Raw genomic sequence first — 21,163 nt, forward strand, 5'->3', positions numbered from 1 at the left:
TTACTCGGTAAAAAGTAAGCTAATATCTTTATTATTGTGTGTGTTATGTGTGTGTTGTGTGTTTTTTATTAAGCCGAGTTTTATTTAGGCCATGGCGTTAATTGGCTCATGTCTTGTTCTGTGTGTTGAACCTCTGGGCCAAGCATTAGGCTGTCGCCTTCGCGCATAAATACTGCCATTTCTTCAAGTGCGAGTGTGTGCTCGTAGTACTTACCACCTTCGTAAGCTTGTTTATCAGGAAAGCGAATCCAGCGGCCTTGTGGTAAATAAAATTTCACTTTACCTTTTGGTACTACACATGGCACAACCAGTAATTTTTCACCGCACATAAATTGCTGATCAAAACTATGCGCTAGCACATCATCAGGAAATGCCAGTGCCATTGCACGCTGAATCGGCAAACCGGTTTGCTGCGCTTGCTCTGCACTTTGTTCTAAATAAGGAATAAGTTGGTAGCGTAGTTTAAGTGCTGCAAATACCGCGTCACTTGCTTGCTCAGTATAAGACCACGGTTCGCGAGGGCCAATACCATGCAAGCGCATGTGTGCGCTAAATACTGAGGCTTGCGCCCAGCGCACGTAAAGCTCTGCGTCGCGAGTGTCTTTGTAAAAACCGCCAATATCGGTTGCAAAAAACGGTCCGCCCGACATACCCCACGCTAAGCTGCCACGAATACTCGCCGCTAAACCTTGCCAATCGGCTTGTGGGTCACCGCCCCACTGTGCAGGGAAGCGTTGGCTGCCCGTCCATGCTGAGCGGCTAAATAAAAATGGCCCTGTTTTACAGTATTTTTCGGCGGCTTCATAAACGCAGCGGTTGTACAACATGCTATAAACGTTGTGTAATCTTATACCGCTGTCGCCACTGTGCGATACCATATTTTCGTCTTCTAGCTGTTCGCCAAAATCTGCTTTTATCATATCTACGCCAAGCTCAAACAAAGGCTTATGCGACTCAAGCCAGTATTCGTAAGCGTCGGGATGAGTAAAATCTAAAATACCCGACTCTGGCAGCGGCGTAAGTACTTCGCCAAATGGACTTAAATCCCACTCGTATTGATACGCTTTGCCTGTGCGTTTGTCTTTTATAAGCCAGCCGTTTTCGGCCGCTTTAGCAAACAATGGGTTATTTACCGAGATCATCGGGTATTCCCACACACAAATTTTAAAGTCCATGGCTTTAAGTTCATCAAGCACTGGTTTTGGGTCGGCGTAGCGTGTTGGGTCCCATTCAAAGGCAAAGCGAGTGTCGGTGTCTTGCCATGCTCGGCCATCAAGGGTAATTACGTCGCACGGCATTTTTTTAGTGCGTACTTCGCGGGCAACACTAAGTAGTTCGTCGGCATCTTTGTAATACGCTTTTGATAAAATAACACCAAAGCTCCACTGCGGTGGCACCGGTGCAAAACCTGTTAGTTCACAATAGCGGTTAATACTTTGAGCAGGTGTTTGTTCTTGATATAAAAAGACATCTAGCGCGTCATCTTCAACTAAACATACATAAGCGCGTTGCGACCACAATGCATAACCTACGCCATGGGTAACAGGCGCGGGTGTATGTACAAATAAGTTCCAGCCTTCTGGACTCCATGCATACGGGGTATTTTTATAAGACTTTTCGGCGTTAACACCCAGCGCATCGTGGTTATATGAACGAATAAGTTGGCCGCGTTTATCAAGCTTGCCCCACTTTTCGCCAAGACCATACACTGCCTCATCGTAGTTAAGCTCAAGGCTTAGTATCCAGCCGTTATCGGTTTTAGCTAGTGGCGGTAAACGGTGCTGGCGTACAAAGTGGCCATCAGTTGCTGATTGCTGTACTAGCTCATCGTTTTTATAAAGTTTGAAATGAAAAGGGTCGCTGTAAAATTCTAGGCGGTATTCGCCACCGCTTACACTGTAATCATTATTGTTTTTGCTAAGTGTAAGGGGATATTCTGATGGGGTTGTGGTTAATATTTTAAACTGCTCGTCATGTGTGGTGCCTGCATTTAAACGTAAACCAAACTGGCTTATCGTTACGCTAATATCACCAAACTGAGTGGGCAAAACCAGCACATTACCTTGTAACTTTGGCGGTGCGGTTAAGCGTGCTGGCTCTATTGCGTTCCAGTCTGGCTCACGTAATTCAAATACATTCATGGGAGTTCCTTAACCAATTATTAGTCTTGTATAAGACACAAGTTAAATAATTGTAATCCCCATGTCAATGTAAATAACCCTAAGATGAATTATTTACATCGCGATTTTTAAAATATACCCGGCGCCGATGTAGCCACCAGCGATACGCCGCTCAGTCCTAGCAGCGTAATAGCTATAATGCGTATCCATTTAGCGTCTACGTAGGGCGTTAATTTACGAGCAAAATGCGTAACTAGCAACACTAAAGGAATAGCCGCTGCAATTAAAAACATAATGTCGAGCTCTGGCAAAGTACCAAATAAAGCGATACCTACACGTACTAGCCCGCCAATAGTAAATACCGCTAATAACGTACTGCGAATAGCTTCAATAGACCAACTTTGCTTATAACACTGAAACACAAGCGGTGGCCCAGAGGTTGAAAACAACCCTCCAAGTAATCCACTTACCCCACCGGCTATTAAAAACGAACGAGGACGGCTTTGTTTATTAGCACGATCGCGGCCAATCAGCATTAAAGCGCAGCACAATAGAATGCTTACGCCTAAAATAAAGTTTAAATAGTGCGTTAAATGCGACGACATAAACTCAAGCAGCACAAAACCTACCAGCATTAACGGAATACCGGTATACAACATAAGTTTTAGCTCGGGTACTTTTACCGAGCTGCGGTTTTTAACCACCACGGTTGTAGAGTTAACCAAACCCAATAAGCTCACTAAAAATGTAGTTGCTGTAAGCGGCAATACATCAAGCAATGTAAAGCTTGCAACCACTAGTAACCCAAAGCCAAACCCGCTAAGAGTTTGCATAATAGTGGCAAGGCTTAGGCACAGCGCCATAAGCAAAATGAGTTCAAAAGAAATACTGAGCACTTTTAATTTCCTAAGGGTGAGCTATTGTAGTGTAACGATTTGTTTTTAGGCATAATGTATATTTTGCGCCTATTAAACATTACAGCAGTAGTTCACGTTTAATTGAGCTAGCGCAAATATGCGTAAAAGGTTTCACCTATGCTATAACTACAGGTGGATTAAATTTAATGGTAAATAATAATGAGTAACTCTATGTTTGATCACAAATTAAGTGGCCCAAGCTTGGCTTTTCAACCACTTTACTTACAAGTGGCTGATTATATTAAACAGCTCATTGTTGAAAGACGTTGGGTACCTGGCGAAGCACTACCAAGCGAATTTCGCCTTGCTGAAGAATTTAACGTAAGCCAAGGTACGGTTCGTAAAGCACTAAACTTATTAACCGACAATAAAATAGTAACTCGTCGCCAAGGCGTTGGTACGTTTGTATCGCAACATACTGCGCAAGATGCCTTATTTAGGTTTTTTCCGTTACAAGCCGACGGTAAAGGTGCCGATTTACCAAAGGCTGAACTGCTATCGGTTGAGCTTTGTGCAGCGCCAGTTGAAGTAATAGAAGCGTTACAACTCAATAAAAAAGACAAAGTTACTAAGCTTGTTCGTAGGCGTATTCTTGATAACGAATTTTGCATGAGCGAAACTATATACCTACCGCAAAGCTACTTTCCTGATATACATCAAAGTAGTGATATTCCGCATACATTGTACCATTACTATCAGACCAAATTTAACCAAACTGTACACAAAACCCAAGACAGTATTAAAGCCGTACTTGCTACAATGGATGATGCCAAAATGCTTGCTATTAAAGCTGGCGACCCACTGCTGCTGGTATCACGCATTACCGAATCAATCGAAGGTAAGCGTATTGAATACCGCCAGAGCAAATGCCGTAGCGATCATTACCACTATCAAATTGAGCTCGACTGATTAAGAGCCAATTTAGTGCTAACAACCCACTTTAGCGCATAATAATTAAATATTTTTTAAAGGCAGCAAACGCTGCCTTTTTGCTGCCTGCAGGTTTTTTAACCCATTCATTTACTGCTTTGCTGTTAACACAGTATTGACACTGTTTGATTCGTATAATAACTTATGTCTTATACAAGACCTAAGTCATTATGCATTTTTAACAGGAATTCCCAATGAGTTCATTAAATAATATCCCTTCAGTAGGGTTCGGTTTATGGAAAGTAGCGCAAGAAGATTGTGCACAAACGGTATACCAAGCCATCAAGGCAGGTTACCGCCATCTTGATTGCGCATCAGACTACGGTAACGAAGAACAAGTAGGCGATGGCATAGCCCAAGCAATAAACGATGGCTTATGTACCCGCGAAGAATTATGGATAACATCAAAACTGTGGAATACCTTTCATGCACCAGAGCATGTTGGCCTCGCGATAGATAAAACACTAAGTGACTTAAAGTTAGATTACTTAGACTTATACCTAATTCATTTTCCGATTGCGCAAACATTTGTGCCAATAGAAACCCGCTATCCACCAGAATGGTTTGTTGACCCAGACGCACAAAACCCACAAATGGAGCTTGCAAAAGTACCACTTTATTTAACGTGGCAAGCAATGGAAGAACAAGTACACAACAACAAAGCAAAACGCATTGGGGTATGTAATTACTCAAGCGCACTGCTTCACGATTTAATGACCTACGCAAATATTAAGCCTGCCATGCTGCAAATTGAATCGCACCCTTATTTAACGCAAGAGCGATTAGTAAGACTCGCAAAGCAGTACGATATTCCGGTTACTGCGTTTTCGCCACTGGGTGCACTTTCGTACCTTGAGCTTGAAATGGCAGATAAAACTGAATCGGTTCTTGAGCAAAGCGTTGTTAAAGCGGCTGCACACAATCATGGCAAAACGCCAGCACAAGTCGTACTTCGCTGGGGCGTGCAACGTGGCACTGCCATTATTCCAAAAACTTCAAAACTTGAACGCATGAAAGAAAACCTCGCACTGTTTGATTTTGAATTAACAGAGCAAGAAATGGCGCAAATTTCTGCGCTTAACAGTAATCGCCGATTTAACGACCCTGGGCACTTTTGTGAAGTTGCCTTTAACCGTTTTCACCCAATTTACGATTAGGAACATACAATGTCAGCTACCGAAATTAACTACGCCTCAGTGCCAACTCAATTAACATTCGATGATTCGGTTTTTCCGTGCATTGTGGTTAATAACAATAACGCCAGCACCGTTGAAGAAGCGGTAGCTTTCATTCGCGCCAATAAAAGCGAACTAGCTAAAAAACTTCGCAGCTCAGGAGCTGTGTTGTTTCGTGGCTTTCCTGTAAATAGCGCCGAAACATTTGATACGTTTTCAGCTGGGTTTGATTACGACAATTTTACTTATAAAGAGTCGCTTTCAAACGCGGTGCGTATTAATTTTACCGAGCGTGTATTTACAGCTAACGAAGCGCCAAAAGATGTAGAAATATACTTACACCACGAAATGGCACAAACGCCTATTTCGCCAAGTAAGTTATTCTTTTTTTGTAAATCGGCCGCAGAAGAAGGTGGTGCAACACCTCTTTGTCGATCAGATAAGTTATTTAGCGCATTAAAAGAATACGACAGTAAACTTGCCCATGACTTTGAACACAAAGGCCTAAAGTACACCACCTATATGCCAGCCGCTGACGATGCAACATCAGGCCAAGGCCGAAGCTGGAAAAGTACACTAAGCGTTGAAACCAAAGACGAAGCACATAACAAATTAACCGAACTGGGTTACGAGTGGGAATGGCTTGAAGACGGCTCACTAAAAGCCGTTACACCGGTACTTCCTGCTGTAGTAACTCTTGAAAACAACGTACAGGTTTTTTATAACCAACTGATTGCCGCTTACATGGGCTGGAAAGGCGTACGCGAAAACCCATCGGTTGCTATTGCCTTTGGCGATGGCAGTGCTATTCCTAAAGCTGGACTTGATAAAATTGTTGAGCTTTCAAAAGTATTTACCTTTGATCTTGCATGGCAAGATGGCGATGTAGCTTTAGTTGATAACGAAATGGCTATGCATGGTCGCCGCCCTTTTACAGGCGAACGTAAACGCCAAGTGTTAGTAGCACTTACCGCAGCTAAAGCGTAATGCAGCGCTTAAGTAGTAAATTAAGCTGTAAAATATCACCTTTATGGCAAGGTACCAGCATTGCTGCAATGACTGGCCTTGCCGCTTTATTTTTAAGTGAGCATTACGGCGCGCCAGCCATGCTGTTTGCTTTGTTACTGGGTATGGCAGTCTCATTTTTATATCAAAGCGATAGCCCTTGCGCCAAAGGTATCGACTTTACCGGCACCACGGTTTTGCGCGTAGGTATAGTGCTGCTAGGCACACGCATAGCACTGGGAGATTTAGTAACACTAGGTTGGCAAACCGCACTTATGTTAGCGGGCGCTATATTTACTACTATTATTTTAGGCGTAGTACTTGCGCGCGCATTTGGCTTACAAAAACGCTTTGGTGCACTTACAGGCGGCTCAGTTGCTATTTGTGGAGCGTCTGCTGCGCTAGCTATCTCCTCTATTATGCCAAACAGCGAACATAAAGAGCGCGATACTTTACTTACGGTTATTGGCGTAACAGCCATGTCGACCCTTGCTATGATCCTCTACCCTATTGTGGTTAATTACCTTGAGTTTGACGCCCATAATGCAGGCGTATTTTTAGGCGGCACAATACACGACGTAGCGCAGGTAGTAGGTGCTGGTTATTCGGTATCACCTGAGACTGGCGATATAGCAACCCTAACTAAACTTGTACGTGTTGCTATGCTGCTACCCGTTGTACTTATTATGATGGTTATTATTAATCGCTCAAATAAAGAAAAACACGGAGAATTACCTAAAGTCCCTGGGTTTTTAATTGGCTTTGTCATACTCATGATAATAAATAGCTGCTTTTCTCTTCCTATAATAGTGCTTGAAACCGCTAACGAACTTTCGCAGTTCTTTTTAATTGCGGCTATTTCAGCCATTGGTATGAAAACTAATTTAGGAAAACTTACCGAAGTAGGTATAAAACCTATTATTTTAATTGTTGCTGAAACACTTTGGATTGCATTATTAATACTTGGATTTGTAATTTGGGGCTAATGAATCACGTTATTTAAGATATATATCAAAAAATTTAGTAGGTAATTAGGTCATGTTTTAACCAGTTAAAACCTGTATTTTACCTACTCTAAAACCGTGTACAAAAATAAGCGTAAAGCTTTGATTAAAATAAACTTAACTTTAATTTATAAGTTAAAAAGATCATCTCAATCATAACTAGTTAGTTAAAAAACGAACAAACAAATAAAGCACTTACTCTAAAATAAATTTACAATAGGGCTTGGTATATGACTTAATTTACTGTTATCCTGCTTGCCATCGGGTTGACAGAAAACCCTATTTATTTGTAAGTACCACGTTGTTTTAGTAATAATCCTTCGCGTTATCCTCAGTTAAATGTATGTTTTCTTCCTGTTAAATTGCCTAATTTAAGGCGCACTTTTATTAATTCTTAGGATACTATTATGTCTAATACTACAACTGGTACAGTTAAATTTTTCAACGAAGCAAAAGGTTTTGGTTTTATCGAGCAAGAATCTGGTCCTGATGTTTTCGCACATTTCAGCGCGATCTCTGGCGACGGTTTCAAAACTCTAGCTGAAGGCCAACGTGTACAGTTTACTGTTACTCAAGGTCAAAAAGGTCCACAAGCTGAAAACATCGTTAGCATCTAATTGCTTTCGTTAAAATGGGTTAGCAATAACCCATTTTGAATACTAGTTTGAAAGAAGTTTTGTTTTATTTGTTAGTACCGAGTTGTTTTAGTAATAATCCTACGCGATATCCTCAAGTTAACTATTTTTTCCGGCTCAATCGCCTCTTTTCAGGCACACTTATATTAATTTTTTAGGATACATATTATGTCTACTACAACTACTGGTTCAGTAAAATGGTTTAACGAAGCAAAAGGTTTTGGTTTTATCGAGCAAGAATCTGGCGCAGACGTGTTCGCACATTTCAGCGCAATCTCTGGCGACGGTTTTAAAACTTTAGCTGAAGGCCAACGTGTACAGTTTACTGTTACACAAGGTCAAAAAGGCCCACAAGCCGAGAACATTGTTAGCATCTAATTGCTAAACAATTTAGTGGGTTAGCAATAACCCATTTTGAATACTAGTTTGAAAGAAGTTTTGTTTTATTTGTTAGTACCGAGTTGTTTTAGTAATAATCCTACGCGATATCCTCAAGTTAACTATTTTTTCCGGCTCAATCGCCTCTTTTCAGGCACACTTATATTAATTTTTTAGGATACATATTATGTCTACTACAACTACTGGTTCAGTAAAATGGTTTAACGAAGCAAAAGGTTTTGGTTTTATCGAGCAAGAATCTGGCGCAGACGTGTTCGCACATTTTAGCGCAATCTCTGGCGACGGTTTTAAAACTTTAGCTGAAGGCCAACGTGTACAGTTTACTGTTACTCAAGGTCAAAAAGGCCCACAAGCCGAGAACATTGTTAGCATCTAATTGCTAAACAATTTAGTGGGTTAGAAATAACCCATTAATATATTTATCTTTATAATTTTTTAGTCAAATATCTTCAAAAACCCTTCTGTAAATATTTCCCCAGCACAATCTCATTTGTATACACAACTCATTAATTAGTACATTTTTAAACACATTTACTACTATCTCTCTTGAGCGAAAGCGTTGTATTGCCTACAATAGCGCATACTTCATTCAATATAGAATATGACCATGAACGACACTACCGCAAAACCTGCTTTACCAGATCGCCTTTCTATTAACCCACGCAGCCCACATCATGTGGAAGAAGTTTTTGAACACGATATTGGTATCACGTTCAACGGCAAAGAGCGTTTTGATGTTGAAGAATACTGCATCAGTGAAGGTTGGATAAAGTTTGCATCTCCAAAAGGGCTTGATCGTCGCGGACAACCCCTTTTACTTACAAGAAAAGGCACTGTTGAAGCCTTTTATAAGTAAGCTAATCATACTTACTAAAAAGCGACTACCATATTGGGTAGTCGCTTTTTTTGTGCTTGTTATAAATCATTTAATTATATTAATTTTCGCTTTACCCAGCACCCAATCTAAGCCTTGGATTGCTGTTGTTGGAAATGCGGTTGCATGATTAGCGCCGTCAATAACAACACTTTTTAATTCTATATTGTCACTTTTAAGCGCATTAATTTTTTGCGTTAGCTGCTTAGCACCTTCAACCATATTTTGCCCTTCGCCGAAAGCTGGCGTTTCCATAGATCCAACTGATATATATACCCTTATAGGCAATTTTGGCTTATTCACTTTTAACGCTAATAGTGCATTGTTATCAAACCAAACCGATGGGCTGCCAATAATATAATTGCTAAATAAATCGGGTGTCGTTAATAAAATAGTCGCGCCAAATAAACCGCCTAACGAATGCCCCATGTAGGTTCTTTGTAAGTTACTGGCCCGATAGTTTTTTTCAATAAAAGGAAAAACTGTACTTTGTAAAAACTGAATATGCCCTTTGGCATTACCTGTTTGCTTTTTCCAATCTTTTGCAAAGGTAGGCGTGTAATCTCTAATTCGGCTGTTAGAGCCAGCGGACCCTTTTTCATAGCCAATTGCTACAATAATAGCCTGTTGCATTTTGCCACTATTCATAGGGAATCGTGTAGCCCCAGCAACGATGGGAAAGGTATACAGTGCATCGGTTACATAAATAACTGGATACGTTTTATTAGGCTGCTTTTGGTATGATTTAGGAAACTGAATATACACAGGATACGCCCGCTCGCTAACGGGCTCAATGAGCTCAACCACGTTACTTCGGGGTATTGAATAAGGGGTATTTGCGCTTAATTTAAAACATATTAAGGCGCTTAAAAGCAAAAGAGATTTTAAAATAAGAGGCACTGTATTGGTTAACCTAAGCTAAAAATAAATTAAGTACCTACTTTAAAGTACTTTTAGCGAATATTTAAGCTATCTAAAAAAACAAAGTTTAAATAAAAAATAAAGTGCCAGTGTAGCTTTCGTTTAAACCACCAGCACTTATAGCATTAAACCACTTGATCTGGCTCACCGCCTGAACATGGGCAGTTGTCGTCATTCTGTTTAAGACATTGCTGATAATTAAACCAATGGGCTACAGCAATAAACGCTGAGCCTATTAAGGTTAGCGCTTTTTCGAGCACTTCATGGCCTAGCAATACGGCAAATATCATAAAAGCTAAGCCTGTTACACCAGACACCATATAACGTGTACGTTTATGTTTTTTACAGCCTAAACTCAATGCCAACAAACTGGTTGGCATTACCGCCGCAAGAATCCATAAATGAAATTGCTCACTATCTATTTGCATTACAGCAAAGCTTGGTAATAACGCTAAAATAACCGGGGTTGCAAAACAATGCACTGTGCACATTACCGATAACCCTATTGCCATACGATCCATAACACTTTGACTCGACTTCATTATTTCCTCTACTAAATCAGTGTCTCCACTCAAAAACGTTACTTTTAAGGAGACATTTTTATAACATCAGTTAATTGTTATTGATATATTATAACACTACCCTCACAATTGATATAATATAACATCCAGCAAGGTAGTCAAATGAAACGTAGATCACAATTAGCTGTTCTCATAGCAGCTTTATTGCCGGCTAGTGTGCTTGCATCCACAATAGAAGGCGTTGTTTTAAACAACAAAGGTAAAGTAGTTACCAATGCAGCGGTAGAAGTTGAAGACTCAGATCTTAAAGTAACCACCGATGAAAACGGTAAATTTGTTATAACAGAGCTAAAAAATGGCTTAAAAGAGCTTCACGTTGTAGCCCATGGTTATGCGCATCTTCATCGCGATATAACAATAACTAATGATGAAAACCAATCGGTTACTTTTAATTTAAAGCGCTCGCCTATTGAAGTTATTGATATTGAAGCGACCCCTATTCATATGTCGGCAATGGAATCTGCCTCACCTGTAAGTGTGCTCTCTGGCGAACAGCTAAGACGACAACAAGCTGCAACACTTGGCGATAGCCTTGAAAAACTCCCAGGCGTTGATACTAACTTTCACGGTAAGGTAGCCAGTACCCCTATTATTCGTGGTTTAAGCGGCCCGCGTGTACTCATTACTCAAAATGGTCTTGATGTTAGCGATGTATCAAGAGTTGGCCCCGATCACTCTGTTGCGTCAGAAGTATCGACCGCACAACAAATAGAAGTATTACGTGGTCCTGCAACGCTGTTTTATGGCAGTGGCGCCATTGGTGGCGTGGTTAATGTGGTAGATAACCGCGTACCAACCGATAGCACAACACGCGGCGAGTGGAACGTAGAACATAACTCGGTTGATAATCAAAAAGTAGCCTCGTTTAATGCCACCACAGGTACCGATTCATTTGCTTTTTACGCCGATGCTTTTTGGCGTGAAGCCGATGACTACGGGGTACCTGTAGCTGCCGATATAGATAGCGACGGTGAAGGCCATAGTAGCGATTACAAAGTTGAAAACAGTAATGAAGAGTCTGACGGTTTTACTGTTGGCGCTAGCTATTTAATGGATAACGGCTTTATTGGCTTAGCAGTAGAGCAATTTAATCGTCAATACGGTATTCCTGGTCATACGCACGGCGAGGAAGAAGAGGAAGAACACAACGACGAAGAAGAAAGCGTATTTGCTGATTTAGAGCAAACTAAAGTGCAATTATTAGGTGAGTACAACCTAGATAATAAATGGCTAAACAAAATAAATCTCCGCGCTGGCCATACCGACTACGAACACGCTGAAATTGAGAGCGGCGCTGTTGGCACTACCTTTAAAAACGAAACCAACGAATTACGCATAGACCTACTGCATAACCAATTTAACGAATGGAATGGCGGTATTAGCTTTCATTACAAGCAAAGCGATGTTGAAGCACAAGGTGAAGAAGCCTTTACGCCTCCATCAGAAACCGAAAGCTTTGCTGTAGCGTTAATGGAAGAAAGGCACTTTGGTGATTTTTTAGTGCAGGTAGGTGGGCGTATTGAGCGTGTAACCATTGAAGCAGGCGACGTATTGCTGCCAAATATTGACGCTCACGCACACGATGAAGCAGAAGAAGCAGAAGAAGCCGACGAGCATGATCATGGCCACGAAGAAAGCGCAGAAACCACTCGCGTATTTGATGTAGAGCATGAATTTACGCCAGTCAGTTTATCGGCAGGGGTAGTATGGGATTTTACATCTAACTATAACTTAGGGCTGTCGATATCGCGCTCTGAACGCGCACCTTCTGCCTCTGAGTTGTTATCGTTTGGGCCGCATATTGGTACTGGCACTTACGAAGTAGGCGCACTATTTGATTTAGATGAAGATGGCCATTTGGGTTTATCTGAACAAGCAATTGATCTGGAAACAGCCAATAATATCGATTTAACCCTACGTAAAACTCAAGGCGATGTTGGCTTTATTTTAAATGCCTTTTACAACCAAGTAGATAACTACTATTACCAAATAGACACCGGTTTATTCGCCGAAAGTGGACACGACCATGGCGATGAAGAAGAAGGCGTTGACGAGCACGACCATTCATCAGAGCTACCCGTTTATTTATTTAAAACAGATGATGTAGTTTTACACGGCTTTGAAGCGCAAGTTGCATGGCAACTAACTAACGAGTTTAAGCTAGATGTATTCTCTGACTACGTTCGTGCACGCCTTAAAGACGGCGGCGATTTACCCCGAACACCACCGCTTCGTTTTGGCAGCGAGCTAAGCTATCAAACAGATAAATTAAGTGCGCATATTCACGTAACTCGCTATCAAAAGCAAGACCGCACAGCCCCACAAGAAACAGCCACAGACGGTTACACCTTAGTTGATGCGAGCATCTCTTACGACCTTTTAGTGTTAAACCAAGATGTGTCTGTTTACCTACGAGGCACTAACTTAACAGATACAGAAGCACGCGTGCACAGCTCGTTTGTAAAGGATATAGCGCCACGTCCAGGACGTAGTTTTGCGCTAGGTATTCGCGGTTATTTTTAAGCGTTAAAAAATTATAATTAAAGGAAATAAACATGAAAAAACTATATCAATTAAAGCTTATTGCACTCGCTATTAGCGCTACATTTATTACGGCCTGTGGCGATGCAGAAACCAACATTGTGGAAAAAGATCCTATTGTTGTAGAAGACGAGCACGACCATGATGATGATGATGATCACGACCATGACGACGGCTATACCATAGACTCACTTGGCAGACTTGCCGTTCTGGCAGGTGACAGTAACGAAGCTAGCTTTTTTGATTTAGACAACAGCGAATTACTTGATACATTTACACTAAACAATGACTCAAACACGTTATCTGCATCACCAGGCTTTCGTTATGCTGTTATTGCTAATCGTACTCAAGATTACCTAGGGTTTATAGACGGCGGTATGTGGCGCGAAGATCACGCAGAGCACTTGCATGATTATGAGCAAGGCCCTGCATTTAGTAGCTACGAGCTAACAAGTGGTAGCCGCCCTACACACTTAATGACTCATGACGGACAATTAGCAATATTTTACGATGGCGATGCAGATTCAGGTGCGCCTGCTTCTGTTGAAGTATTAACAGATAGCGATATCACTAACGCAACAGCAACACTCCCTGGTATTAGCTACGATATAAATATGCACGGTGTAGCTGAACCACGTGGTGAACATTTATTATCAACTATTCGCCGTGATGATAGCGAGAGCACATCAGTTGCTAAAGTAATGCCAGACCAAGTCGGTGTTTATCATTTTCATGATGGTGAATACGAACTTGAACAAACGCTAGCGCCTACATGTCCTGATTTACACGGCGCAGCACAAAACCACGACTATGTTGTATTTGGTTGTGGTGATGGTGTGCTAATAGCTCATCAACAAGATGATGTATACGAAGCACAAAAAGTAGCAAATATAGAAGCTGTAGGCACTGAACGCATTGGTACTTTATATGGCCACGAAAATAGCGACACCATTTTTGGTATTGCCGCAGGACACGATGGCAGTAGCTCAGTATTACTGAGTATTCATTCTGAAAATGCCGAAATGGAAGAAGTAGAATGGCAACTTGCTGATGGCGCAAGTGCTGTTTCTTATTCTTTTTCAGCCAGTGGTGAACACTTTTTAATACTCGACAGCCTAGGCTTTTTAAATGTACTTACTGGGCATAAACATGACGGTGAAATGCACTGGGAACTCGCAGGCCAAGTAGATATTACTCAAGCAGACGTAACCACAATGCCCGAAGGAATGAGCTTTAGTATGACAGTGGCGCAAAGTGGTCAGTTTGCTTATATTGCCGACCCAATTGCTCAACACATAGTGCAAGTGCACCTAGAAGACCTAGAAATTGAAAGTGAGCTAGAGTTAACTTTTCCACCTGCAAGCATTACCTGGTTAGGGATTGCACAAGAAATAGAAGATGAAGGTCACGACCATTAATTTAAAACTAACGCTTTAAATTAAAGCCACAAAACAAAAAACCCGTAATTAGGTTTACTAATTACGGGTTTTTACAGCTATTTATTTAGCTCTATTGTTACTTACGGCGCCAGCCACTCCATACATCATCTATATCATCGGCTTTATTTTTTTTCTTTTTCTTGCCTGTGCCTTCTGGTTTTGCCATTGGCTTTTCATTTTTAAGCGCATCAGCTGCATCAAGGTTTGCTTGGTTTACAGCAAAACCGGTTACTTCTTCACGCTCTAGGCGTAGTTTGTTTTTCTTCTCGATTATTTTAAAGTGATGCAAATCTTCATAATCAACCAATGAAAGCGCTAAGCCTACTTCACCAGCACGGCCGCTTCGACCAATACGGTGCATGTAATCAGCAGGACTGCGTGGTAGATTAAAGTTTATTACCACTGGCAGCTTTTCAATATCCAAACCACGTGCAGCAATATCGGTTGCGATAAGTACTTCGATTTCGCCCGCTTTAAATTTTTCTATTACACGAGTTCGCTCACTTTGGCCTTTATCGCCATGAAACACTTGTGCATTAACACCCCGTTTTTCAAGCTTAGCCGCTAAATGCTCACAGTCTTTTTTAGCATTGACAAAAATCAGCGCTTGGCGCCATTTATGCGTTTTAATTAAATGTGCTAAAACTGTGGTTTTTTCACCTTTGTTTACGGTAAAAACACGCTGTACTAAGGTGCTTTCATCTTTGTTTTGTACTTGTATTTCAACTGGGTCGTTTAAAAGCTCTTGCGTTAATAGCTTAACTTGCTCAGGGAAAGTAGCTGAAAACAACATGGTTTGTTTTTTAGCAGACATTAACGCTAAAAGGTCAGCCAGCTCTTCGGTAAAGCCAAGGCTTAGCATACGGTCGGCTTCATCAAGCACAAGCGTAGTTACATTATCGAGCTTAATCGCATTGCTTGAGATTAAATCAAGTAAGCGACCAGGTGTTGCCACAATAATATCCGCGCCGCCGCGTAGAGCCTGCATTTGTGTATTAACCGACACACCACCAAACACTGCAACTGTTTTAATTGCACCATTAAAGTTAGCAGAATACGATTTAACGCTATCGGCCACTTGCGTAGCAAGCTCACGCGTCGGTACTAAAATAAGCCCCGTTACAAAATTACCTTTGCTGGCAGTATTTTTAGCGCCCTGCTCAAGGAAAGCTTTTTGCAACATAGGTAATGCAAACGTTGCTGTTTTACCTGAACCGGTATTTGCCCCTGCAATTAGGTCACTACCCGCAAGCACACTAGGTATAGCCTTAGCTTGAATAGGTGTAGGCTGGGTATATTCCAAATCGGTTAATCGAGCTAATAGCTCTGGAATAAGGCCAAGTTCGGAAAAAGTGCTAGGGCTTGTGGCTGAGGTCATATTTATTACGGGCTTATTGCTAAAAAAGTAGCCTGTAATTTTAGCGTATTTAGCGCTTATTAAGTAGAGATTAGTGATTTTAATGTTTTTATAGGTAACAGCGGCGTGTTGTAAAGGTAACTGTAAGCGCAGGCTACCCCCGCGCATTGTCCTTTTATATTACTGGGTTTTATTTAACTGTGTTTGTAATCTACTTTTAGTCTCTTTTAAGGTATCTAAATAGGGGTACGTGGTATCTACGACATTTAAAGCAGTCTCTATTTTAATAAGTGCCTGCTGTATATTACCTTGTAATTCATAGCCATAACCTAACCCCCATAATGCATCAACAGATTGTGAGTGATGCTTAACATTATGCTTAAATACTGCCACAGCCCGCTCATATTGCTGCATATTTACTAGGTTGTAACCAAGTTGCCTAACAGCCGCCTCTGGAGGTGTTATTTGCTCCCCCCATTGCTGAGATAACTTTTTATAATAAACATCAATAGATTCTATATCATCGCTTAAAGCACTCATGGGCATTTGTTTGGGTAAAAATAAATGATGGTAAGCATTAAAGGCCCCAGCGGCAGATGTTAAGTTATGCGATACATTTTCAAATGCGTCACTGAAAAAGCGTAAATTTGGCAAGCTATTAGATTGTAAAGCTTGCTGCAGCTCATTATATCGCTCACGCATTAAGCCAGCTTCTTCGCCAATATTTATATAAACATAGTTATTCAGGTCTTTTGATTTATTAATAAACGACTTAGTCGCTTTTACCGGTGCGCCATAGTTCCACCAAACGGCAGGGCTGTAAGCAATATGTGCTTGGAAAAGCTCAGGGTTAGCTTGCATAGTATAAAGTGCAAACACGCCTGCTGCTGAGCCCCCTGCAATCACATTAAAGTTATGCGTACGATAGCTTTTATTAATCAAGGGCATAAGTTCTTGCTCAATAAATGCTAAAAACTTTGCTGCGCCTCCGCCTTCACCTACCGGGCCTTGTGGCTCTTTATTAACTGTGGGGTATAAATCCCTTAAGCGATTAGTGTTTTCAATAGCGACAATAATAACCTCAGGCGCACGATTATTATTTTGCAGTCGATCCATTACAGCACTTATAAGCGGTATGTTACCCGCTCCATCTAGGCGATAAATTACAGGATAAACTTTGTTTGGATTAGCTTGGTAACTCTTTGGAAGTTGAACTACAACGGTACGTAGCTCATTTAAAATTACTGAATTGATAGTATGTGTTTGTTGTGTATAGCTAATGGTTTGCTGTTTTAAATCAGGCTCAGCTAGTGTGTTATTAGAAACTATAAATAAGCTACATATAAAAATAGCAGTGAATAAACGCATAGCTAATCCTTTAGAAAATAGTGTGTTATTTAATCTAACAGGCTTTGAGGTACAAAAAAAGGCGCATTGAGCGCCTTTTTATCTTTAACAGGTAATTACCAACCTATTGATTTTACTCAACCGTAACCGATTTAGCTAAGTTACGTGGTTGGTCAACGTCAGTGCCTTTAATTACCGCTACGTAGTACGACAGTAACTGTAATGGCAGTGTGTAAACAATTGGCGCAATAATGTCGTCAGTGTGGTTTACGTTGATTACACGCATTGTGTCGTCTGACTCAAAGTGTGAGTCTTTATCTGCGAATACGTAAATAATGCCGCCACGTGCGCGTACTTCTTCTACGTTTGATTTAAGCTTTTCTAATAACTCATTGTTTGGTGCTACGACAATAATTGGCATGTCGGCATCAATAAGCGCTAGTGGGCCATGTTTAAGCTCCCCTGCGGCATAAGCTTCTGCATGAATGTACGAAATCTCTTTAAGCTTAAGCGCGCCTTCCATTGCAATTGGATATTGCGAACCACGACCTAAGAATAATGAATGGTGTTTATCAGCAAACTCTTCTGCAAGATCTGCAATGCCATCAGCTAGTAGCAATGTTTCTTCTAACTTAGCTGGAAGTACTTTTATAGCATTAACAATAGCACTTTGGTCAAGGCCTTTTTCTTGCGCGATAGACGCAGTAAGCATTAACAAACCAACTAATTGTGTAGTAAACGCTTTAGTAGATGCAACGCCAATTTCAGCGCCCGCTTTAGTCATAAAGGCAAGGTCTGATTCGCGTACAAGCGATGATCCAGGTACGTTACAAATGGTCATTGATGCCATGTAACCTTGCTCTTTAGCTAGGCGTAATGCAGCTAGTGTATCGGCTGTTTCACCCGATTGAGAAATAGTAACAAGTAGGCTGTTTTCATGTACAAACGACTGACGGTATCTAAATTCAGAAGCTATTTCTACATTACAACTAACACCGGCAAACTGCTCAAGCCAGTAACGTGCAACCATACCTGAATGGTAAGACGTACCACAGGCAATAATTTGTACGTGTTTTACATCTTTAAATATTTGCTGAGCGCTGTCGCCAAAGGCATCAATTGCTACGCGGTCGTCGTTTAAACGTCCTTCAAGGGTATTACGTACAGCAAGTGGCTGCTCGTAAATTTCTTTTAGCATGTAGTGACGGTAATCGCCTTTACCTGATGCATCTTGCGTAATGTTTGATTCAATAACTTCACGCTCAACTGCGTTACCGTCTGCATCAAAAATTTCTACTGTGTCACGTGTAATACGTGCTACGTCGCCTTCTTCTAAAAAGATGAAGCTGCGAGTAACAGGTAATAATGCTAATTGATCAGACGCAATAAAGTTTTCGCCAAGGCCTAAACCTATAACAAGAGGGCTACCTGAGCGCGCTACAATAATTTCGTTGTCGTTATCTTTATCAAATACAACGGTACCAAATGCGCCTTCAAACTGTTTAACAGCTGCTTGTACTGATGCAAGTAACGTTGTGTGTTGCTTACGAAGTTGGTGAATTAAATGCACCATTACTTCTGTATCAGTGTCTGATAAAAATTCGTAACCATCAGCTTTTAATGCTGCACGAAGCGTAGCGTGGTTTTCAATAATACCATTGTGAACAAGTGCTAATTGGTTGTTTGATACATGTGGGTGTGCATTTGCTTCTGTAACGCTACCGTGTGTTGCCCAGCGTGTGTGTGCAATACCTGTATGACCGCTAACGCCTGCTTTTTCTAGCGCAGCTTCTACGTTAACTACTTTACCTACTGCTTTAACAGTATTAAGTGTGTTGCCATCAAGCAAGGCTACGCCTGCTGAGTCATAACCACGGTATTCAAGACGCTTAAGGCCTTCAACTAAAATTTTGTTTACTGGACGTTCTGCAACTGCCCCAACTATTCCACACATAGTGTCTCCATTAATTTTTTAAATACTTGCTACTTAGTAGCTATTGTATAATCTCTGCGCAAATTAGTTTTACACCACACGCCTCAATTGCTTTGCGTTTATCGTCTGCTAAGCCATTGTCGGTTATTAATGTGGTTACTATTTTCCACGGTAATTCTAAATTTGGTATTTTTCGGCCAATCTTATCTGATTCAACCATTACAATTACTTCACGAGCGGCTTTTGCCATAACTTGGCTCAAACCAACTAACTCATTAAAGGTCGTTGTCCCGCGCTTTACATCTATACCGTCAGCACCAATAAAAAGCTGATCAAAGTCGTAAGAACATAATACGTTTTCGGCAACTTGCCCCTGAAATGACTCAGAATGTGGATCCCAGGTTCCACCGGTCATCAAAAGTGTCGGCTCGTTCTCAAGTGCCAATAAACGACTAGCGACTTTAATCGCATTGGTCATAACAACGAGCCCACGTTTATTGGCAAGTTCAGGGATCATCGCTGCTGTAGTGCGTCCGCTATCAATAATAATGCGATTATGATCGTTTATAAGTGAGGCCGCCGCTTTTGCTATTGCGACCTTGCGCTTTGAATCTACTTCATCGCTAACAATTTCTTTAGGTAGTGCTATAGCACCACCGTAGCGGCGAAGTAATAAGCCACTTTTTTCAAGCGAGGTTAAATCTTTTCGAATGGTTACTTCTGATGTTTGAAACTGCTCAGCTAACTTTTCAACAACTACTTCACCTAGTTCATTAACCTGAACCAGTATATTGTGACGACGCTGTTGTGTGTTTCGTTTAGTCATAAAGCTCGTGAATTAAGTTTCGTTTCGAAAGTTATGCGATTTTAAACGAAACAACCTAAATGGCAAGTGAACGAGCAAAAAAAACACAGCTTTATTCTAATAATAATAAAACTAAAAGTACGGTAAGCTATAACCAATTAAGTTATAAAGATAAATACAATGCAGTCATTTAACAGTATCAATAAAGAATACTTGGCACAGCGAAAGCAAGCTGGTGAAACTTGCCGTTTATTTAATAAGAGCCCAAGTAAAGGAAACTTAAAACGTATCAAGGAGTTATTTTTAAAGTCGGGTGATGGTGTAATTATAGAATCAGGCTTTCATTGCGATTACGGTAATCAAATCGTTATTGGTGATCGTACTTTTATAAATATTAATTGTACACTTCTCGACTCGCCATTAGCCAATCACTCAATCACCATGGGTGATGACTGCTTAATAGGCCCGAACGTTCAGCTACTTGCTGTGTCACATGCTACTAATCCAGCAGAAAGGCTAAATAAAGAAAACTTTGCAGCACCTATCCTAATAGGTAATAACGTATGGATTGGCGCAGGTGTAATTATTTTAGCGGGTGTGAGTATTGGTGAAAATAGTATTCTGGGTGCGGGTGCTGTGGTTACTAAAAATGTAATGCCTAATACTGTAGTAGCGGGTAACCCAGCTCGTGAAATAAGAACACTGTAGCTATTCTCGATGTGATTTTAACGTTGGGAGTCGCTATGCTCGCCCGCCCTACGTGCTAGGTGTTGATGTAGTGTGCATTAATTGCACGCATTTCACTTTTCTACAGACGTAAAAAAGCCCGAATCGTTAGATTCGGGCTCTCTACAATTTGAAGCCTGGTAATGTCCTACTTTCACATAGCAAATGCTACACTATCATCGGCGCTGTTTCGTTTCACTACTGAGTTCGGCATGGAGTCAGGTGGGTCCAAAACGCTATTGTCACCAAGCAAATTTGGGCGTTAATACGTATTTCTGCGCACTAACTGAATTTGGAAAATATCTGATAATATTTTTTAAGTCTTTCAGTAAATATCTACTTTAGTTATATTAACTTCTTCGCTTGTTTCACTATCACATAAAACGCGTTTGGCGTTGTATGGTTAAGCCTCACGGGTAATTAGTACAAGTTAGCTTAATGGCTCACACCACTT

The 21,163-nt window shown here is 41.0% G+C and carries 19 protein-coding genes and 1 rRNA gene; 11 read left to right on the plus strand and 9 right to left on the minus strand.

Annotated features, from left to right (window positions below):
• Positions 1 to 80 precede the first annotated feature (80 nt).
• Complete coding sequence (locus I6F66_RS13050; protein ID WP_197209347.1) at positions 81 to 2,141, minus strand: alpha-xylosidase; 2,061 nt, start codon at positions 2,139 to 2,141, stop codon at positions 81 to 83.
• A 107-nt stretch (positions 2,142 to 2,248) separates the two neighbouring features.
• On the minus strand, positions 2,249 to 3,016 hold the full coding sequence (locus I6F66_RS13055) for a sulfite exporter TauE/SafE family protein (RefSeq protein ID WP_331458729.1): 768 nt from the start codon (positions 3,014 to 3,016) through the stop codon (positions 2,249 to 2,251).
• Between the two features lie 180 nt (positions 3,017 to 3,196).
• Here I6F66_RS13055 and I6F66_RS13060 point away from each other — a divergent pair, with 180 nt between their 5' ends.
• The 8 genes from I6F66_RS13060 (at position 3,197) to I6F66_RS13095 (ending at position 9,041) form a co-directional block, all read left to right on the plus strand.
• Entirely contained in the window at positions 3,197 to 3,946 is a 750-nt protein-coding gene (locus I6F66_RS13060) for a GntR family transcriptional regulator (protein WP_024589596.1), read from the plus strand.
• Positions 3,947 to 4,161: 215 nt separating this feature from the next.
• Positions 4,162 to 5,124 carry an aldo/keto reductase gene (locus I6F66_RS13065; protein ID WP_197119534.1) on the plus strand — a complete coding sequence of 321 codons (963 nt, stop codon included), beginning with the start codon at positions 4,162 to 4,164 and terminating at the stop codon, positions 5,122 to 5,124.
• Between the two features lie 9 nt (positions 5,125 to 5,133).
• Entirely contained in the window at positions 5,134 to 6,129 is a 996-nt protein-coding gene (locus I6F66_RS13070) for a TauD/TfdA family dioxygenase (RefSeq protein WP_197141798.1), read from the plus strand.
• Complete coding sequence (locus tag I6F66_RS13075; protein WP_197119533.1) at positions 6,129 to 7,133, plus strand: YeiH family protein; 1,005 nt, start codon at positions 6,129 to 6,131, stop codon at positions 7,131 to 7,133. The genes I6F66_RS13070 and I6F66_RS13075 overlap by 1 nt, the downstream gene beginning before the upstream one ends.
• Before the next feature lie 425 nt (positions 7,134 to 7,558).
• Positions 7,559 to 7,768: a cold-shock protein gene (locus tag I6F66_RS13080; RefSeq protein WP_006792548.1), complete on the plus strand. Its 210-nt coding sequence runs from the start codon at positions 7,559 to 7,561 to the stop codon at positions 7,766 to 7,768.
• A gap of 186 nt (positions 7,769 to 7,954) precedes the next feature.
• Positions 7,955 to 8,164 (plus strand): cold-shock protein, encoded by a 210-nt coding sequence (locus I6F66_RS13085; RefSeq protein ID WP_010554515.1) that lies wholly within the window; start codon positions 7,955 to 7,957, stop codon positions 8,162 to 8,164.
• A 187-nt stretch (positions 8,165 to 8,351) separates the two neighbouring features.
• Complete coding sequence (locus I6F66_RS13090; protein WP_010554515.1) at positions 8,352 to 8,561, plus strand: cold-shock protein; 210 nt, start codon at positions 8,352 to 8,354, stop codon at positions 8,559 to 8,561.
• A gap of 231 nt (positions 8,562 to 8,792) precedes the next feature.
• Positions 8,793 to 9,041: a DUF3297 family protein gene (locus tag I6F66_RS13095; RefSeq protein ID WP_002963088.1), complete on the plus strand. Its 249-nt coding sequence runs from the start codon at positions 8,793 to 8,795 to the stop codon at positions 9,039 to 9,041.
• Between the two features lie 66 nt (positions 9,042 to 9,107).
• Here the strand turns inward: I6F66_RS13095 and I6F66_RS13100 are convergent, their stop codons facing one another.
• Entirely contained in the window at positions 9,108 to 9,959 is an 852-nt protein-coding gene (locus I6F66_RS13100) for an alpha/beta hydrolase-fold protein (RefSeq protein ID WP_197209348.1), read from the minus strand.
• A gap of 146 nt (positions 9,960 to 10,105) precedes the next feature.
• Complete coding sequence (locus I6F66_RS13105) at positions 10,106 to 10,522, minus strand: MerC domain-containing protein (protein WP_197112666.1); 417 nt, start codon at positions 10,520 to 10,522, stop codon at positions 10,106 to 10,108.
• A 141-nt stretch (positions 10,523 to 10,663) separates the two neighbouring features.
• On the opposite strand from I6F66_RS13105, the gene I6F66_RS13110 reads away from it, so the two are divergent.
• On the plus strand, positions 10,664 to 13,084 hold the full coding sequence (locus I6F66_RS13110; RefSeq protein WP_197209349.1) for a TonB-dependent receptor: 2,421 nt from the start codon (positions 10,664 to 10,666) through the stop codon (positions 13,082 to 13,084).
• 32 nt (positions 13,085 to 13,116) lie between these two features.
• Positions 13,117 to 14,520, plus strand: a complete 1,404-nt coding sequence (locus tag I6F66_RS13115) for a 5-methyltetrahydrofolate--homocysteine methyltransferase (protein ID WP_197141805.1) — start codon at positions 13,117 to 13,119, stop codon at positions 14,518 to 14,520.
• A gap of 97 nt (positions 14,521 to 14,617) precedes the next feature.
• On the opposite strand, the gene I6F66_RS13120 is transcribed toward I6F66_RS13115, so the two are convergent.
• From I6F66_RS13120 to I6F66_RS13135, 4 genes are all read right to left on the minus strand, one after another.
• Positions 14,618 to 15,919, minus strand: coding sequence for a DEAD/DEAH box helicase (locus tag I6F66_RS13120; protein WP_197120217.1), 1,302 nt, complete (start codon positions 15,917 to 15,919; stop codon positions 14,618 to 14,620).
• Between the two features lie 159 nt (positions 15,920 to 16,078).
• Positions 16,079 to 17,266 (minus strand): alpha/beta hydrolase-fold protein, encoded by a 1,188-nt coding sequence (locus I6F66_RS13125; RefSeq protein ID WP_197120211.1) that lies wholly within the window; start codon positions 17,264 to 17,266, stop codon positions 16,079 to 16,081.
• A 112-nt stretch (positions 17,267 to 17,378) separates the two neighbouring features.
• Positions 17,379 to 19,199, minus strand: coding sequence for a glutamine--fructose-6-phosphate transaminase (isomerizing) (gene glmS / locus I6F66_RS13130; RefSeq protein ID WP_165729546.1), 1,821 nt, complete (start codon positions 19,197 to 19,199; stop codon positions 17,379 to 17,381).
• A 40-nt stretch (positions 19,200 to 19,239) separates the two neighbouring features.
• Entirely contained in the window at positions 19,240 to 20,004 is a 765-nt protein-coding gene (locus I6F66_RS13135) for a DeoR/GlpR family DNA-binding transcription regulator (RefSeq protein WP_166421745.1), read from the minus strand.
• A 159-nt stretch (positions 20,005 to 20,163) separates the two neighbouring features.
• Between I6F66_RS13135 and I6F66_RS13140 the strand changes: the two genes are divergently transcribed.
• Positions 20,164 to 20,691 (plus strand): sugar O-acetyltransferase, encoded by a 528-nt coding sequence (locus I6F66_RS13140; RefSeq protein ID WP_197209350.1) that lies wholly within the window; start codon positions 20,164 to 20,166, stop codon positions 20,689 to 20,691.
• A gap of 153 nt (positions 20,692 to 20,844) precedes the next feature.
• On the opposite strand, the gene rrf is transcribed toward I6F66_RS13140, so the two are convergent.
• A 5S ribosomal RNA gene (gene rrf / locus I6F66_RS13145) occupies positions 20,845 to 20,959 on the minus strand.
• Between the last annotated feature and the right edge of the window lie 204 nt (positions 20,960 to 21,163).

This window comes from Pseudoalteromonas sp. NZS100_1 (genome assembly GCF_015864285.1).
Taxonomy (GTDB): Bacteria; Pseudomonadota; Gammaproteobacteria; order Enterobacterales; family Alteromonadaceae; genus Pseudoalteromonas; species Pseudoalteromonas arctica.